Below are 15,883 nucleotides of genomic sequence, written 5' to 3' on the forward strand. Positions count from 1 at the left end.
GTCCAGCCTTTCAGGCAAAAACGGAAGGGGCGGCGCAAGCTGCCCCTTCTTTTTTGTCCAGCCTACCCAGCCAGCGTGGATAGGCTACAACGCAAAAGAAATGGGCCGGAATCCCTTTGGAATCCCGACCCATATCGAATGTGATCTGAAATGGCCCTATTTGGTGGCGTAACGCAACCTGTCCTCAAGCCCGGCTTCGGCAAAGCCAGCTAGACGCAGGCGGCAGCTGTCACAAAGACCGCAAGCCGAGCCATCAGGCTGCGGGTCATAGCAGGACCAGCTCAGCCCCACATCCAGCCCCAACCTTGCCGCCTCACGGACGATATCGCCCTTGCCCAGAAATTGCAGCGGCGCATGGATTGTGAATTCGCCGCCTTCATCGCCCGCCTTGGTCGCAAGACGCGCAACTTGCGTAAAAGCGGCAATGAATTCCGGGCGACAATCGGGATAGCCGGAATAATCCAGAGCATTCACCCCGATGAAAATGTCGCGCGCGCCCACCGCTTCGGCCCAGGCCAGCGTCAGCGACAGAAACACCAGATTGCGCGCCGGAACATAGGTAACGGGGATGCCAGGCTCCAGCCCATCCTTGGGCACATCAATATCATCGGTCAGCGCCGAGCCGCCGAACTGGCGCAGATCAAGCGGCAGCACCACATGGCGCACGGCGCCCAATTCCTTGGCCAGCACCTTGGCCGCATCAATTTCGCAGGCGTGGCGCTGGTTATAATTGATGGTCAGCGCATAGATCTCATAGCCCGCCTCACGGGCCAGCCCCGCCGAAACCATCGAATCCAGCCCGCCGGAAAGCAGAACAACCGCCTTGCGGCCGGCAGGAACATCAGTCTGGGTCATACGTCCATCTCTATTGCGGCGCGCCGGCAGTGGGCAGCGCCACCTTACATCGAAATCGGGAAAAGCCTTGAGCAAAAGGCGCAATCAATGACGATCTCGCCCTTTTCGTCCCGCATTTCGGCCAGTTCTTCCTCGCCAAACCGCGAGAGGATCAAGCGGTAATGCTCCTCGCTGCACCGGCAACCTCGCTTGAGCGGCGCGTCCTCTGAAACGCGCACCTCGCTTTCCTCATGAAAAAGCCGCCAAACGAGTTGGTCCAGCGCGAGATCCTTATCCACCAGTTCAGCGTCACGCGTTGATCCGGCCAGCACGGCAACATGCTCCCAATGTGGGTGGTCCAGTTGAACGTGAAGGCGCGCGCGGCCTTCCTCACCGTCAGGCAAATGCTGCACCAACAGCCCGCCCGCCACGCAGTGCCCGTCAACATCCGATGTCGCCACGCGGATCAGCGTCGGCACCTGCTCGGACTGGACGAAATAGGCCTGACACGCCTGCGCCAGAGAATCACCCTCAAGCGGCACAACGCCCTGATAGCGCTGCTTGGTAACGGCCAGATCAAAGGTGATCGCCAGATAGCCCTTGCCGAACAGATCATGCAGTGTCGGATTCGCCCCCAGAGCCGCCAGACGTTGCTCGTCATGGCGGGCATAGCCGCGCACCTCGCCGTTGCGATAATCGCAAACCAGCAGGTCGACCACGCCATCCTGCGTCTGCGCCTGCATGGTCAACTGGCTATCCTGATCCTTGAGCAGGGAGCCCATCAAAGCCCCCAGCACCAGCGCTTCGGCCAGCAACTTGCGAATCGGCGGCGGATAGTCATGCGCCGATTGCACGAGGTCGAGCACGGGCCCAAGGCGAACCGCCCGGCCCCGTGCATCGCGCGATGGGATGGTAAAGTGAAGAACGCAATCCATGCCCGCGCTCACACCTGCCCAAAAGCCCAGCGCAGCACCGATTTCTGGGCATGAATGCGGTTTTCCGCCTCATCCCAGACGACGCTCTGCGCGCTGTCGATAACGCTGTCCGTGGCCTCTTCGCCGCGATGGGCGGGCAGGCAGTGGAGGAACAAGGCCCCCGGCGCGGCCTGCGCCATCAACGCATCATTGACCTGATAGGGCTCCATCGCCTTGATGACGGCATCGCCACCGGGCTGGCCCATCGACACCCAGGTATCGGTGACCACCACCTGCGCCCCGCGCGCCGCTTCGGCCGCGTCCTGCGTAAAGGTGATCTTCGCCCCTCGCGCCCGCGCCTGTTCAACAAATCCCGCATCCGGCTCAAAGCCCTTGGGCCCGCCCACACGGATGTTGAACTTCAACAGCCCCGCCGCCTCGATCAGCGAATGCAGCACATTGTTGCCATCACCCAGCCACGCCATCTCCATACCAGGCAACGCCACACCGCGCTCCAGCAGCGTGAGCAGATCAGCCATGATCTGGCACGGATGCGAGGCATCGGTCAGGCCGTTGATCACCGGAACCGTGGCATAATGCGCCAATTCCTCGATCTTGGCATGATCGTTGGTGCGGATCATGATCGCATCGACCATGCGGCTAAGCACGCGGGCGGTATCGGCGATCGTCTCGCCGCGACCGAGCTGCATGCCACCCGCATCCATCACAATCGCGCTGCCGCCCAACTGGCGCATCGCCATGTCGAACGACACGCGCGTGCGGGTCGAGTTCTTTTCAAAGATCATCGCCAGCACGTGGCCGTCCAAAGGCGCATCGGCATCGACACGCCCCTTGGTCCAGCTGCTGCGCGCCCGCTTGCGGTCGAGCGCGTCATTCAGCATCGCGACGACCGCATCCCCCCCCGCATCCGAGAGATTCAGGAAATGCCGCGCCATCACGCCACCTCTTCAGGCTGATAGCTGGCGGCAGCGGCCGACAGCTTGTCCATGAATTCGTCGATGTGGCTCTCGTCGATCACCAGCGGCGGCAGGATACGCATGGTCTTGTCCCCCGCCGAAACGCAGAGCAACTGGTGATTGTCGCGCAGATGAGCCACAAAAGGCCGCGGCTCGACCTTCATCTTCAGGCCCAGCATCAGGCCGCGCCCGCGCACCAGTTCGAACAGATCGGGATAATTGCCGATGAACTGTTCCAGACGGCTGGTCAGCTTGGCGCCCATATCGCGCACATGGGCCAAGAATTCCTCATTGGCCACCGCGTCCAGCACGGCACTGGCCGCTGACATGGCCAGCGGGTTGCCGCCATAGGTGCTGCCATGCGTGCCGGCCACCATGCCCCGCGCAGCCTTCTCGCTGGCCAGACAAGCGCCCAGCGGGAAGCCGCCACCAATGCCCTTGGCGGTCGCCAGAATGTCGGGCACCACGCCGAACTGCTCATAGGCATAGAACGTGCCGGTACGCGCCACGCCGCACTGCACCTCGTCAAAGACCAGCATCAGATCATGCTCGTCACACAGCGCGCGCAGGGCCTGCAGGAACTCCTCGGTCGGAACCTTGATGCCGCCCTCGCCCTGAATCGGCTCGATCATGATACCGCCCGTGTTGGGGCCGATAGCCGCCTTCACCGCTTCCAGATCGCCGAAATCGACATATTTGAAACCGGGCAGCATGGGCAGGAAGCCCTTATGCATCTTTTCCTGATTCGAGGCCGAGATCGTCCCCATGGTGCGCCCGTGGAACGCTTCCTTGAAGGTGATCAGCTCGTATTTGTCGAGATTGCCGACATGCTGATGATAGGCGCGCGCGGTCTTGATCGCGCATTCCACCGCTTCGGCGCCCGAATTGGTGAAAAACACCGTGTCGGCGAAGGTCAGTTCGACCAACCGCTTCGCAACGCTCTCCTGATGCGGGCTGCCATACAGGTTCGACACATGCATCAGCGTCGCGGCCTGCTTCTGAATCGCGGAAATCAGCCCTTCGTGGCTGTGACCCAGCAGGTTGACCGCGATGCCTGCGGCAAAATCGAGATATCGGCGGCCATCCTCGCCAATCAGATGGCAATGTTCACCGCGCACCGGCCGAAAAGCGCACCGGGGGTAAACAGGCATCAACGGCGAAATGGTCATCGATAGTTCCTTTGCATTCCAGAATGGCCCCGAACGCGCAGGGCCAATTTTCAATCCAGACAATGTTCAGCAGAATTTTCCGAGACGGAACGGAATTTTCCGACAGAGCTGCAAACGCGAAATGGCGGCGGCCCGAACCGAGGTGTTCGGACCTGCCGCCATTTGCGCGCGTTTATGCTGTCGCCGCCCCCGGGTCAAACCTGTCCTTTAAGGAAATCAGGTTTTAACCCATTGGGGGCCGTGCGTCCTCTTTAAAGCAAGAGGTTCGGGATCAACCCTGACGCGGCGAGAGGTTGACCGCCGAGTACTTGCCTCGTCGATCGACTTCGATGTCGAATTCCAGACGGTCGCCTTCGTTGATTTCACGAAGACCCGAACGTTCAACCGCGCTGATATGCACGAAAGCGTCAGGCTGGCCGTCATCACGCGTGATGAAGCCAAAGCCCTTCATCGCGTTGAAGAACTTGACCGTGCCGGTCGCCTTTTCACCGGTCAGCTGACGCTGGGGAGCAGCGGGCTCGCGCTTGGCGACCGCGATCACATCACCCACAACCGACAGATCGCTGGCCGACACCTTGCCGCCACGATCCACCAGCGTGAATTCCAGACCCTGACCTTCGGCCAGACCTTCAAGACCGGCGCGTTCGACCGCGCTGATGTGCACGAACACATCTTCGCCGCCGTCTTCACGCTGGATGAAGCCAAAACCCTTTTGCGCGTTGAAGAACTTCACAACGCCCTTGCCCTGACCAACGACCTGGGCGGGCATACCGCCGCCACCGCCGCCGCCAAAGCCGCCGCCACGAGGACCACCGCCGCCGAAGCCGCCACCGCCGCCGCGCGGGCCGCCGAAGCCGCCACCACCGCCGCCGCCGAAGCCACCACGATCACGACCGCCACCAAAGCGATCACCGCCGCCGAAACGGTCGCCACCACCAAAGCGGTCACCACCGCCCATGAAGGGATCGAAACCTTCTTCGCCGAACCCGTCGCGCTTGTCTCGGCCCCTGCCGCGACGCCCTCTATCAAAACCCATAAAACCGAAAGCACCTTCGCTTCGCCCTGATCCAAATCGCGTGGCGCGAGGACGAATCACACCAAACGACAGGGCAAGCAGCCACGCAAAACACGCGACCCTCTCCTCTGCACTCTCTGGCATATCCTAATTTCCAAGTCATAGCGAATAGAATCGTGCACATCCCCAAGAATATCCCAAAATAATGCCTCGGCACCGCGGCTGCGCCACCATCTGCAAATCGCCGCTTGTCTGATTCCCCGCCCCTTGGCAGAGCGAATCCAGCCTCTTGGCGCGGACCATCCGCCTTCGCGCCTGTCAGGATCAGGAGAAGCCCCATGTTCCGTCAGATTTCCCAGAGCCTCTGGGCCAGCCCGCAGATCAGCCTTGCCGATGTCGATGCCGCCGCCGCACAAGGCATCACCCTGATCATCAACAACCGCCCCGAAGGCGAAAGCGATGATCAGACGCCCGGCGAGGCCATCGCGCAGGCTGCCGCGGCCGCGGGCCTCGGCTATATCGCCATCCCCGTCACCCATGCCGGTTTCAGCCAGGCGCAGGTGACCGCCATGGCCGATGCGCTCAAAGGCGAAGGCAAGATCCTGGCCTATTGCCGCTCGGGCACGCGTTCGACGCTGCTCTGGTCGCTGGCACAGGCCAGCCTTGGCGCCGACCTCGACGAAGTGACAGCACAGGCCGCCTCGGCCGGTTACGACGTCAGCCCGGTTCGCCCGCTGATGGACATGCTGGCCGCGCAGGCCCGCTGACCCCCACCCCTGAATGCGAAAAGGCCGCAAGCCCACCGCTTGCGGCCTTTTTCATGCCCATTACCCCGCGCATAAAAAAGGGGCCGGAGCGGCTGGCTCCGGCCCTTTATAAGTTTGTCGTTCGCAGGAGGAACATCGGTAGGCGGGACCGGGAAGGAGAGGAGGAGATCCCCAGCCCCGCCAAACTTGGAAATTCTTACATATTGTAGGCGCGTTCGCCGTGTTCGGTGATGTCGAGGCCTTCGCGCTCGGCTTCTTCCGAGGGACGCAGACCGATGGTCTTGTCCAGAGCGAAGAACAGGATGGCCGAACCGCCGCCCGAGAGCACCAGCGTCAGGGCCACAGCCTTGATCTGGGTGATGACCTGGGCAACCATGTCATAGGTGCCGGCCTTGGCGGGGAACACGGTGTAGTCAACCCAGCCCTGACCGCCCAGCGAGGGGTCGGCAACGATGCCGGTGCCGATGGCGCCGACGATGCCGCCGATGCAGTGCACGCCAAACACGTCGAGCGTATCGTCATACTTCAGCTTGTTCTTCACGGTCGAGACGAAGAAGAAGCAGATCGGCGACACGATCAGGCCGAGCACGATCGAGGTCATCGGAGCGGCAAAACCGGCGGCAGGCGTGATGGCAACGAGCCCTGCCACAGCACCCGAAGCGGCGCCCAGCATCGAGGGCTTGCCATGCTTGACCTGTTCAACCAGCGACCAGCTGACGGCAGCGGCGGCGGTGGCGACGAAGGTGTTGATGAAGGCCAGCGAGGCCAGACCATTGGCTTCCAGGTTCGAACCGGCGTTGAAGCCGAACCAACCAACCCACAGCAGCGAGGCACCGATCATGGTCATGGTCAGCGAGTGCGGCGGGGTGGCTTCCTTGCCATAGCCGATGCGCTTGCCGATCACGAGGCAGCCCACCAGACCAGCTATACCGGCATTGATGTGCACCACGGTGCCGCCGGCAAAGTCCAGCGCGCCCCAGCCATAAAGCAGGCCCGCGTCCGACGTATTGTCCGACAGGAAGTCGGGACCGGCGAAGTACCACACCATGTGGGCCATCGGGAAATAGATGAAGGTCAGCCACAGCACCGTGAAGATGATCAGCGGAGTGAACTTCACGCGCTCGGCAAAAGCACCCACGATCAGCGCCGGCGTGATGCAGGCGAAGGTCATCTGGAAGATGACATAGGTGTATTCAGGCAGATAGACGTTGTTCGAGAAGGTGGCCGCATAGGTGCTGGCCGAAACGCCCATCAGGAACGCCTTGGAGAAGCCGCCGACAAAGGGCGAGCCGCCGGTGAAGGCCATCGAATAGCCCCAGCTGACCCAGACAAGGGCCGCCACCGAAACAATCATCAGCACCTGCATCAGCACGCTGAGCATGTTCTTGGTGCGCACCAGACCGCCGTAGAACAGCGCCAGCGCGGGGATGCTCATCAACAGCACCAGCGCCGAGGAAACCAGCATCCAGGTGTTGTCGCCCTTATTGACCATGGTGGCCATCTGTTCGGCAGTCGGCGCCTTGATCGGCGCTGCCTGCGCAAAAGCGGTGGTGGCGGCAAAGAGCGATGCGCCCAAAGCCCCAGCGCCGCACATCATCTTGCGGATCATAGTGGGTTCACTCCTAAGGCTAGCGCCGCTCACAGAGCGGTATCCCCGGTTTCACCGGTGCGGATGCGGACGGCCGAGGCCAGATCAAGCACGAAGATCTTGCCATCGCCGATGGCTTCGGTGCTGGCGGCCTGCTGGATGGTTTCGACCACGCGCGGCGCCAGTTCGTCGCTGGCGGCGATCTCGATCTTCACCTTGGGCAGCATGTTGGTCGAATATTCGGCGCCGCGATAGATTTCGGTTTGCCCTTTTTGCCGACCAAAGCCCTTCACTTCGGACACCGTCAGACCGGCGACCCCAAGTGCGCCGAGAGCTTCACGCACCTCGTCGAGCTTGAACGGCTTGATGATGGCGATGATGAACTTCATGCCTATCCCCTGTTAGCCAACCGGCCCAGCGCCGGTATGCCATAAGCAAAGCAAGGGGTGTGCCAATTTAGGGTTTTTTGAGATTCCGGGGGTTCATCCGGGCCATTGCGGCCGTCTGGCGGTTATTTGGGCCTTGCCTGCGCTCGATTCCTACGCATCTGCACAAAATTTAGGCAGTGTTTTGGAGGCAAATGCCGTTAATCCTCCCGGCCGCGCAAAAAACAGGCGCGCCGAAACCTCTGTCCCGACGCGCCTGTTGAAATCGCAAAAGCAGGAAATTCGCTTACCGCTCCTTGGTGGCCGAGAAGGTCAGTTCCGGGTTGCGCTCCTGCTGATAGGACACATCCCATGCCGAGCGCGCCATGAACACCGGATCGCCATCGCGGTCCTTGGCCAGATTGGCGCGGTTGAATTCGGCAAAGTCGGACAGCGCCTTGGCATCGCCCTTGACCCAGCGCGCCGTGTCAAACGGCGCGGGCTCCAGCATCGCGCCGACCTTGTATTCGGCCTCAAGGCGGCTGATCAGCACGTCAAGCTGAAGCTGGCCCACCACGCCCACAATCCACTGGCTGCCGATTTCGGGATAGAAGACCTGAATCACGCCCTCTTCCGAAAGGTCGTCCAGCGCCTTGCGGAGCTGCTTGGTCTTGGTCGGGTCTTTCAATTGGACGCGGCGCAGGATTTCCGGCGCAAAATTGGGCAGGCCGGTGAAACGCACCTTGTTCGTTTCCGACAAAGTATCGCCCACGCGCAGCGTACCGTGGTTGGGAATGCCAATGATATCGCCGGGCTGGGCCTCATCGGCAATCTCGCGGTCCTGGGCAAAGAACAGGATCGGCGAATGCACCGCGATCGGCTTGCCCAGCGCGGATGGCGTCAGCTTCATCCCGCGCTTGAACGTGCCCGATACCAGACGCATGAATGCGATGCGGTCGCGGTGCATCGGGTCCATATTGGCCTGAACCTTGAAGATAAAGCCCGTCACCTCGCCGCCCGAAGGGTCAATTACACCGGCCTCGCTGGGCTGGGGCCGGGGCGGCGGGGCAATGCGCGCAATCGCCTCGATCAATTCGGCCACGCCGAAATTCTTGAGCGCGCTGCCAAAGAACACCGGCGTCAGATCGCCATGGCGATAGGCCTCAAGATCAAATTCGGGATAGCCCGCCTGCCCCAGTTCGATCTCCTCGGCAAATTCCTCGGGCACCGGCTCATGATCGACCTTGCCCAGAAATTCGCGGCTGTCGCCCTCGGGCCGACTGATGCGCCCGCTGTTCAGGTCAAGGATGCCCTCAAACTGGCCGCCCATGCCGACGGGCCAGCTTTGCGGCGAAACGTCGAGCGCCAGCGCATCGGCCACCTCGTCCAGAATCTCGAACACCGGGCGGCCCTCGCGGTCGACCTTGTTGACGAAGGTGATGATCGGCACATTGCGCATCCGGCACACTTCAAACAGCTTGCGCGTCTGCGGCTCGATGCCCTTGGCCGCGTCAATCACCATGATCGCCGAATCCACCGCCGTCAGCGTGCGATAGGTATCCTCCGAGAAATCCTCGTGGCCTGGCGTATCCAGCAGGTTGAAGGTGATATGCCCCAACCCTTTAAACTCGCGGGCAAAGGTCATGACCGAGGAAGTCACGGAAATCCCGCGCTGCTGCTCGATCTTCATCCAGTCCGACCGGGCGCGCCGCGCCGCGCCGCGCGCCTTCACCTCGCCCGCCAAGTGAATCGCGCCGCCGTTCAGCAACAGCTTTTCGGTCAGCGTGGTCTTGCCCGCGTCAGGGTGCGAGATGATGGCAAAGGTGCGGCGGGTGGCAAAGGCGTCAGTCATGCGCGCGCGCTTACATTGCGCGGCGCTTTTCGTCTATCCCGCGCTTTCACGCGGGCTGCGTCTATCCCTCGCTTACCCTCACATCCATGCGGAACCTGCGCGCCTGCCCCGGCGGCAACAGGACAATCCCCGGCTTCTCGCCAATCTCTCCATCGAACCCCAGCGGATCGGCATGGCCCGCCCATGGCTCGATGCACAGATAATGCGCGCCTGGCACCTGCCACAGGCCAAGGTCGGGGCTGTCGGGAAAGGCAATGTCGAGCGCGGGACCATCGGGCGAGGCATAGCGCAGCGCCCGGCTGGCCAATCCGGTCCACACCATCGCATCGTCGGCAAACAGGGCTTCATCCAGCGCCAGTTCGCGCCCGCGCACAGGGCTCGCCTCGCCATCGGGCAACAATTCGCCTGTGGCTTTGCTGACCCGGCGCACCAACCCCGGCTCATCCTTTTCAAAGATGATTCGGTGCGCGGTCTTTTCACCCCCGCCCGGCAGCGGCCAGGCAAAGGCGGGATGATAGCCAAAACTGAACGGCATCACCCTGTCGCCGCAATTATGAACCGTTGCCGCCATAAAGAGCGCGCTCTCCTGCAAGCGAAATGCCATCTCCAGCCGGAAGGCAAAGGGATAGACCGCGCGGCTCGCCTCGCTGTCCTCCAGCACAAAGGTCACCGCATCGGGCGTCTGGGCCGCAATCGCAAACCGGCTGCGCCGTGCAAAGCCATGGCGCGGCAGGGCATAGGCACGCCCTTCATGCCGAAACGCATCGCCAGACAGCGAGCCGATGATCGGAAACAGCAAAGGCGCATGACCAGTCCAGAACGCCGGATCGGCATCGGTCATAAACTCCCGCCCCGCCCCATCGCGCAGCGACTGCAATTCGGCCCCCAGTGGGTGGATCAACGCGCTCCATTCACCGCTCGCGATGCTTACCCGTTCCTCGCTCACACCATTCCCCATCCGGCCAACAAAAAAGGCGCCGCGAGCATGCCCGCAGCGCCTTTTTCTTTCAACCCCTTAGCACGTTATCCGCGCAGGACCGCGCCCTGCTTGGCGGCGGCCGCCGTCACCTTGTCGGCAATCGCCTTGAGGTCGGCGTCATTATAGCTCTTTTCGGCCGGCTGCAGCGTGACCTCGATGGCCAGCGACTTTTGCCCTTCCGGCACGCCCGCCCCGCGGAAATCGTCGAACAGGCGCGCGCCGATAATATTCGCCTTGTCCGCGCCCTTTACCGCGCGCAGCAGATCGCCCGCCGCCAGATCGGCGCGAACGAGAAAGGCGAAATCGCGCTTCACCGCCTGCAAGGCCGGGGGCGCATAATTGACGCGGGCAAAGCCGGCAGCGCCCTTCTTGGCCGGAATGGCATCCAGGAAGATTTCCGCCACCGCCACCGGGCCGTCCAGATCAAACGCCTTGGCCGTGGTGGGGTGCAACATGCCGAAACGCGCCAGCACATTCTTGGGCCCAAGCCGCAAGGTGGCCGACTGGCCGGGGTGGAACTGCACGCCCGCCTCGCCCATGATTTGCAGATTGTCCACCGGCGCGCCCGCCTCGGCCAGCAAGGCCAGCGCCTCGGCCTTGGCATCGAACGCATCAAACGCCTGCGCCTTGCCCGTGGCCCAGCCGCGCGGCGTCTTGTCGCCCGCCAGCACCACCGCCAGCGTCAGCCGTTCCGCGCCCTTGCCATTGGCATCGCGCAGATAGCGGCGCCCGATTTCAAACAGACGCAGCGAGGAGCCCCCACGCGCCAGATTGCGCCGCGCCGCAGAAAGCAGGCCGGGGATCAGGCTGGGCCGCATGACCTTCAGGTCTTCGCTGATCGGATTGGCCAGACGCCAAAGGACGCCTTCCGCGAAATGCTCGGCCTCGCCCTCGGGCAGGAAGGACCAGGTAATCGCCTCGTTCAACCCGCGCGCGGCCGCGGCACGGCGCAGGCGACGCTCCAGTTTCTGCACCGGGGTCGCGGTCGGCTTGGCCACGCCATCCTCACGGGGCAGCGGGGTGCTCTCGATCCCGTCGAGGCCGTGGATACGCACCACTTCCTCAACAATATCGGCCGCGCCATCGACATCCGGGCGCCAGCCCGGCACGGTCACGCCCCAGTCGGGCGCAACGCTGAAACCAAGCGCGGCAAGGATACGCTTCTGCTCATCGCCCGCAATCTCCACCCCGCCCAGCTTGGTCACCAGCGCGGGGTCGAAAGCCACAATCTTGGGCGTGGCAGGAGCAACCCCCGCGCGCACCACTTCGGACGCCTCACCGCCGCAGATCTCAAGGATCAGCCCGGTCAGCAGATCAAGCCCGGTATCGAGGAAAGCCGGGTCCACCCCGCGCTCAAACCGCGCGCGCGCATCGCTGGTCAGGTTCAGCGCGCGGCCCGTGGCGGCAATCCGCTCGGGCGTGAAATAGGCGATTTCCAGCAGGACATTGGTCGTGCTGTCCGAACAGCCCGAATGCTCGCCCCCCATGATGCCGGCAATGTCATGCACGGCGGCCGCATCGGCGATCACGGTCATGCTCTCGTTCAGATCATAGGTCTTGCCGTTCAGCGCGAGGCATTGTTCGCCCGCCACCGCGCGCCGCGCCACCACCGGGCCCCACAGCTTGCCCAGATCATAGGCATGGGCCGGGCGGCCATAGGTCAGCATCACATAATTGGTGATGTCCACCAGCGCCGAAATCGGACGCTGGCCCGCAGCCTTGAGCGCGGCCTGCAGCCATTCCGGGCTGGGGCCGTTCTTCACGCCCTTGACCGTGCGGCCATAAAAGGCGGGGCAACCATCGGCATCCTCGGTGCGGATCTCGATCGGGCAGGGATAGGAACCGACAATGCCCGGCGCGGCGATGGGCTTTAACGTGCCAAGCCCGGCGGCGGCCAGATCGCGCGCGATGCCATAGACGCCCATGCAATCGGGGCGGTTGGGCGTGACCGAAATGTCGAACACCGGATCGGCGCCGTGATAATCGGCAAAAGCGGTGCCGACCGGCGCGTCCTCGGGCAATTCGATAATGCCGTCATGGCCCTCGCCCAATTCCAGTTCGCGCATCGAACACATCATGCCGTTCGATTCGACGCTGCGCACCGCCGCGACCTTGAGCACCATGCCATTGGCGGGCACCACGGCCCCCGGCAGGCCCAGCACGCCGACCAATCCGGCCCGCGCATTGGGCGCGCCGCAGACCACCTGTAAGGGCGCGCCCTCGCCAGTGTCCACCGAAAGCACCTGCAACTTGTCGGCATTGGGATGACGCTCGGCGGTCAGGATCCGCGCGACGCGAAAGCCCTTCAGCTTTTCGGCAGGGTCCTCGATGCCTTCGACTTCAAGGCCGATGGCATTCAGCTTGGCCGCGATCTGTTCAACGGTGGCTTCGGTTTCCAGATGGGCTTTCAGCCACGAAAGAGAGAATTTCATCGTTGCTGCCCCTTATGCCTGTACGCCCACGCCGCCTGAAAGGGTCGGCACATCAAGGCCGGAAAAGCCGTAATGGCCCAGCCAGCGCGCATCGCCATCAAAGAAGGCCCGCAAATCGTTCATCCCATATTTCAGCATGGCGAGGCGATCGACGCCCACGCCAAAGGCAAAGCCCTGCCAAACGTCCGGGTCATAGCCGCCGGCGGTCAACACATGGCGGTTGACCATGCCCGAGCCGAGCAGTTCCATCCACGAATGGCCCGGCGCATCGCCCGACCCGCCCACCACGCGGCGGCCATCGACATAAGAATAGCCGGTGTCGACCTCGACGCTGGGTTCGGTGAAGGGGAAATAGGACGGGCGCAGGCGCAGCACGATGTCATCGCGTTCAAAAAACGCCTTGAGCATGGTTTCCAGCGTCCATTTCAGATGCGCCAGCGTGATGTCCTTGCCGATCACCAGCCCTTCGACCTGATGGAACATCGGCGTGTGGGTGGCGTCGGAATCGCTGCGATAGACGCGGCCCGGCGCGATGATGCGCAAGGGCTTGTCGCCGCCCGCGGCCAGCATCGCGCGGATCTGCACCGGGCTGGTATGCGTGCGCAGCACCATGTCCTGCTCGGTTTCATAACCGCTGGCGGCCTTGTCTATATAAAAGGTGTCATGCATCGCGCGCGCCGGATGGCTCTCGGGCATGTTGAGCGCGGTGAAATTGTGCCAGTCGTCCTCGATCTCCGGCCCAGTGGCGACGGCAAAGCCCAGATCGGCAAAGATCTCGGCCAATTCGTCCATGACCTGCGAAACGGGATGCACGCTGCCACGGGCGCTTTCGGGCGCGGGAAGCGTCAGATCGACCGTCTCGGCGGCCAGTTTCGCCTCCAGTGCGGCACTCTCCAGCGCGGCCTTTTTGTCGGCCAGCGCGGCGGTCACGCCCTCGCGCAGGGCATGGATCTTCGGCCCCGTGGTCTGGCGCTCCTCCGGGCTCATCGCGCCCAGCGTTTTGAGCAGGCCCGAGATCGAGCCCTGCTTGCCCAGAAACGCCACGCGCAGCGCGTCGAGCGCGTCCAGATCCTGCGCTTTTGCAATGCTGTCGAGCGCCTGTGCGCCGAGACTTTCGTAATCCATGCTCTGTCCGTCTGCTGATGGGCGCGCCGGCATCGGGCCATGCGCCGGCCCCCTCTAGGGCGGCGCGGCGTCAAGATCAACCGCGCCCTAACCGCGCCCCGTTGGGACCATCAAGCGCCTGCACCGCCGCGCCCGCAATCCGCGCCCGCTCGCGCACAAAGGCCTGGATGATGGGATGGGGCATGCGGGCATATTCGCGCGGGGTCATGCCCATGAATTGCCGAAACTCGCGCACGAATTGCGCCTGATCGTGATAATGCCCATCGAGCGCGCCGATCCATTTGAGCGAGGGGTCGAGCATGAATTGCGCAAGGCTGCGCATGAAACGCTGGCGGCGCAGCAGATATTTGGGGGTAAAGCCAAAGGATTGCCGACACACGCGCTCAATCGTGCGGATGCTGGCCCCGGCGCGCTGCGCCATTTCGGCAACGCTCGACACCGCCGGATCGATCATCGCGGCATGGATCGCCATCACGCGCGGGTCATCCTGCGCGCCATCGGATGGCCATTGGGCAAAGAAGCGGGCGATGCGCGCCAATTCACCCTCGACATCGGGCTCGTCCCCGAAAATCGCCTCGGCCAGCGGCATAAAGGGGGCAAAGCCGTCATGCGCGGCCCCATCGAGCACCGCATCGGCCATATCCGCCGCCGCCAGTCCCACAAACCGCGCCCAGCCCAGCGGCAGCAGGCCCACGCCCCAGATCCGGCATGTCCCCACTTCAAAGCGCACCGCCTGGCCGCTGGGGCCGGTCACGGCGAAATGGCAATCGGCAATGCCCATCCCGCGCCCGTTGCGCGCGGCCAGCGGGGCGCCCGAGGAAAAGCGCAGATTGGCCCATTCGGGATGCAGGTAATCGACCACGCGCCGACCCGGCGCAACATCGATCTCGGCCAGATAGAAGGTCGTGAAATAGCGCGCCAATTCCGCCGGAGGGGCAAAGAACCGGGCTTGAACCGATGCTCGGCGGTGTGGCATCCGTTATCTTCCGGCCCTGTCTTTATGGCGATCCGTGGCATGGTGCATGGCGCAACAAAGACAGGATGGCAAGTTTGCGCGGTCCGCGCGGGCAACAAAAAAGGCGCGGGAGACATGCCCCCGCGCCCTCTTTGTCCAGTCGGCCAACACGCTTACGCGGCGGGCAGAGCAGCCTTGGCCTGAGCCAGAACAGCCGAGAACACGGCCGCTTCGTTCAGCGCCAGATCGGCCAGCGACTTGCGATCCAGTTGGATGCCGGCCAGCTTGATGCCGTTGATGAACTGCGAATAGGTCAGGCCTTCGGCGCGAACCGCAGCGTTGATACGCTGGATCCACAGAGCGCGGAAGGTACGCTTCTTGACCTTGCGGTCGCGGTAAGCGTACTGACCGGCCTTTTCAACGGCCTGACGAGCAACGCGGATCGTATTCTTGCGACGACCGCGGTAACCCTTGGCCTGTTCCAGAATATTCTTGTGCTTGGCGCGGGTGGTAACACCCCTTTTGACACGTGCCATACTTCAGTACTCCTCAGTTCAGCCCGTAGGGCGCCCACTTCTTGATCACCTTCGCGTCGGCGTCGGAGATCACCTCGGTGCCACGGTTCTGGCGGATGTACTTCGCGTTATGGCTGATCAAACGGTGACGCTTGCCAGCGACGCCATGCTTGACCTTACCGGTGGCGGTGATCTTGAAGCGCTTCTTCACACCGCTCTTGGTCTTCATCTTGGGCATTTTCATCTCCTTGATCTAGCGGTCCGTCCCGCTTGCCGTGGCAGCCCTTGATGGCCAGGCAGGCGAGCGAATCTGTTTTGCAACAAATCCTCCGAACCGGTTGAAGGGGCGGCCCTTAGGCACATCGCGCGGCAATTGCAAGCGCCTTGGCCAATCGG

15 protein-coding genes are annotated in these 15,883 nt (G+C 63.0%); 1 reads left to right on the forward strand and 14 read right to left on the reverse strand.

The window, feature by feature from the left end; genetic code table 11:
- Positions 1 to 156: 156 nt before the first annotated feature.
- From queC to PQ467_RS16735, 5 genes are all read right to left on the reverse strand, one after another.
- A complete protein-coding gene (gene queC, locus PQ467_RS16715; protein WP_274174484.1) occupies positions 157 to 855 on the reverse strand; it encodes a 7-cyano-7-deazaguanine synthase QueC in 699 nt (232 codons plus the stop codon).
- Between the two features lie 44 nt (positions 856 to 899).
- A complete protein-coding gene (gene hslO, locus PQ467_RS16720; protein ID WP_274174485.1) occupies positions 900 to 1,769 on the reverse strand; it encodes an Hsp33 family molecular chaperone HslO in 870 nt (289 codons plus the stop codon).
- Between the two features lie 8 nt (positions 1,770 to 1,777).
- Positions 1,778 to 2,704, reverse strand: a complete 927-nt coding sequence (argF, locus tag PQ467_RS16725; protein ID WP_274174486.1) for an ornithine carbamoyltransferase — start codon at positions 2,702 to 2,704, stop codon at positions 1,778 to 1,780.
- Positions 2,704 to 3,894, reverse strand: a complete 1,191-nt coding sequence (locus PQ467_RS16730; protein WP_274174487.1) for an aspartate aminotransferase family protein — start codon at positions 3,892 to 3,894, stop codon at positions 2,704 to 2,706. The genes argF and PQ467_RS16730 overlap by 1 nt, the downstream gene beginning before the upstream one ends.
- Positions 3,895 to 4,165: 271 nt before the next feature.
- A complete protein-coding gene (locus tag PQ467_RS16735; protein ID WP_274176196.1) occupies positions 4,166 to 4,930 on the reverse strand; it encodes a cold-shock protein in 765 nt (254 codons plus the stop codon).
- A 317-nt stretch (positions 4,931 to 5,247) separates the two neighbouring features.
- Here PQ467_RS16735 and PQ467_RS16740 point away from each other — a divergent pair, with 317 nt between their 5' ends.
- Positions 5,248 to 5,676, forward strand: a complete 429-nt coding sequence (locus tag PQ467_RS16740; RefSeq protein WP_274174488.1) for a TIGR01244 family sulfur transferase — start codon at positions 5,248 to 5,250, stop codon at positions 5,674 to 5,676.
- 196 nt (positions 5,677 to 5,872) lie between these two features.
- On the opposite strand, the gene PQ467_RS16745 is transcribed toward PQ467_RS16740, so the two are convergent.
- The 9 genes from PQ467_RS16745 to rpmI all read right to left on the reverse strand — a co-directional run bounded on the left by PQ467_RS16745 (position 5,873) and on the right by rpmI (position 15,725).
- Entirely contained in the window at positions 5,873 to 7,285 is a 1,413-nt protein-coding gene (locus tag PQ467_RS16745; protein ID WP_274174489.1) for an ammonium transporter, read from the reverse strand.
- 29 nt (positions 7,286 to 7,314) lie between these two features.
- Positions 7,315 to 7,653: a P-II family nitrogen regulator gene (locus PQ467_RS16750; RefSeq protein WP_168603000.1), complete on the reverse strand. Its 339-nt coding sequence runs from the start codon at positions 7,651 to 7,653 to the stop codon at positions 7,315 to 7,317.
- Between the two features lie 283 nt (positions 7,654 to 7,936).
- Positions 7,937 to 9,481, reverse strand: a complete 1,545-nt coding sequence (locus tag PQ467_RS16755) for a peptide chain release factor 3 (protein ID WP_274174490.1) — start codon at positions 9,479 to 9,481, stop codon at positions 7,937 to 7,939.
- 61 nt (positions 9,482 to 9,542) lie between these two features.
- Positions 9,543 to 10,427, reverse strand: a complete 885-nt coding sequence (locus PQ467_RS16760; RefSeq protein ID WP_274174491.1) for an aldose 1-epimerase family protein — start codon at positions 10,425 to 10,427, stop codon at positions 9,543 to 9,545.
- Positions 10,428 to 10,504: 77 nt separating this feature from the next.
- Positions 10,505 to 12,892 (reverse strand): phenylalanine--tRNA ligase subunit beta, encoded by a 2,388-nt coding sequence (gene pheT / locus PQ467_RS16765; protein WP_274174492.1) that lies wholly within the window; start codon positions 12,890 to 12,892, stop codon positions 10,505 to 10,507.
- Between the two features lie 12 nt (positions 12,893 to 12,904).
- Complete coding sequence (pheS, locus tag PQ467_RS16770; RefSeq protein ID WP_274174493.1) at positions 12,905 to 14,017, reverse strand: phenylalanine--tRNA ligase subunit alpha; 1,113 nt, start codon at positions 14,015 to 14,017, stop codon at positions 12,905 to 12,907.
- A 76-nt stretch (positions 14,018 to 14,093) separates the two neighbouring features.
- On the reverse strand, positions 14,094 to 14,993 hold the full coding sequence (locus PQ467_RS16775; protein WP_274174494.1) for a helix-turn-helix domain-containing protein: 900 nt from the start codon (positions 14,991 to 14,993) through the stop codon (positions 14,094 to 14,096).
- 152 nt (positions 14,994 to 15,145) lie between these two features.
- Positions 15,146 to 15,508 carry a 50S ribosomal protein L20 gene (gene rplT, locus PQ467_RS16780; protein WP_168603006.1) on the reverse strand — a complete coding sequence of 121 codons (363 nt, stop codon included), beginning with the start codon at positions 15,506 to 15,508 and terminating at the stop codon, positions 15,146 to 15,148.
- 13 nt (positions 15,509 to 15,521) lie between these two features.
- Positions 15,522 to 15,725 (reverse strand): 50S ribosomal protein L35, encoded by a 204-nt coding sequence (gene rpmI / locus PQ467_RS16785; protein ID WP_119081951.1) that lies wholly within the window; start codon positions 15,723 to 15,725, stop codon positions 15,522 to 15,524.
- Positions 15,726 to 15,883 lie beyond the last annotated feature (158 nt).

Source organism: Novosphingobium sp. KACC 22771, from assembly GCF_028736195.1.
Classification (GTDB): domain Bacteria; phylum Pseudomonadota; class Alphaproteobacteria; order Sphingomonadales; family Sphingomonadaceae; genus Novosphingobium.

What these genes read in the sequence shown, in the direction of transcription:
- PQ467_RS16730 (WP_274174487.1), bottom strand. Translation starts at nt 3,894, where the DNA reads ATGACCATTTCGCCGTTGATGCCTGTTTACCCCCGGTGCGCTTTTCGG.
- pheT (WP_274174492.1), bottom strand. Translation starts at nt 12,892, where the DNA reads ATGAAATTCTCTCTTTCGTGGCTGAAAGCCCATCTGGAAACCGAAGCC.
- rpmI (WP_119081951.1), bottom strand. Translation starts at nt 15,725, where the DNA reads ATGCCCAAGATGAAGACCAAGAGCGGTGTGAAGAAGCGCTTCAAGATC.
- PQ467_RS16750 (WP_168603000.1), bottom strand. Translation starts at nt 7,653, where the DNA reads ATGAAGTTCATCATCGCCATCATCAAGCCGTTCAAGCTCGACGAGGTG.
- PQ467_RS16740 (WP_274174488.1), top strand. Translation starts at nt 5,248, where the DNA reads ATGTTCCGTCAGATTTCCCAGAGCCTCTGGGCCAGCCCGCAGATCAGC.
- PQ467_RS16755 (WP_274174490.1), bottom strand. Translation starts at nt 9,481, where the DNA reads ATGACTGACGCCTTTGCCACCCGCCGCACCTTTGCCATCATCTCGCAC.
- queC (WP_274174484.1), bottom strand. Translation starts at nt 855, where the DNA reads ATGACCCAGACTGATGTTCCTGCCGGCCGCAAGGCGGTTGTTCTGCTT.
- rplT (WP_168603006.1), bottom strand. Translation starts at nt 15,508, where the DNA reads ATGGCACGTGTCAAAAGGGGTGTTACCACCCGCGCCAAGCACAAGAAT.
- pheS (WP_274174493.1), bottom strand. Translation starts at nt 14,017, where the DNA reads ATGGATTACGAAAGTCTCGGCGCACAGGCGCTCGACAGCATTGCAAAA.
- hslO (WP_274174485.1), bottom strand. Translation starts at nt 1,769, where the DNA reads ATGGATTGCGTTCTTCACTTTACCATCCCATCGCGCGATGCACGGGGC.
- PQ467_RS16775 (WP_274174494.1), bottom strand. Translation starts at nt 14,993, where the DNA reads ATGCCACACCGCCGAGCATCGGTTCAAGCCCGGTTCTTTGCCCCTCCG.
- PQ467_RS16735 (WP_274176196.1), bottom strand. Translation starts at nt 4,930, where the DNA reads ATGGGTTTTGATAGAGGGCGTCGCGGCAGGGGCCGAGACAAGCGCGAC.
- PQ467_RS16745 (WP_274174489.1), bottom strand. Translation starts at nt 7,285, where the DNA reads ATGATCCGCAAGATGATGTGCGGCGCTGGGGCTTTGGGCGCATCGCTC.
- argF (WP_274174486.1), bottom strand. Translation starts at nt 2,704, where the DNA reads ATGGCGCGGCATTTCCTGAATCTCTCGGATGCGGGGGGGGATGCGGTC.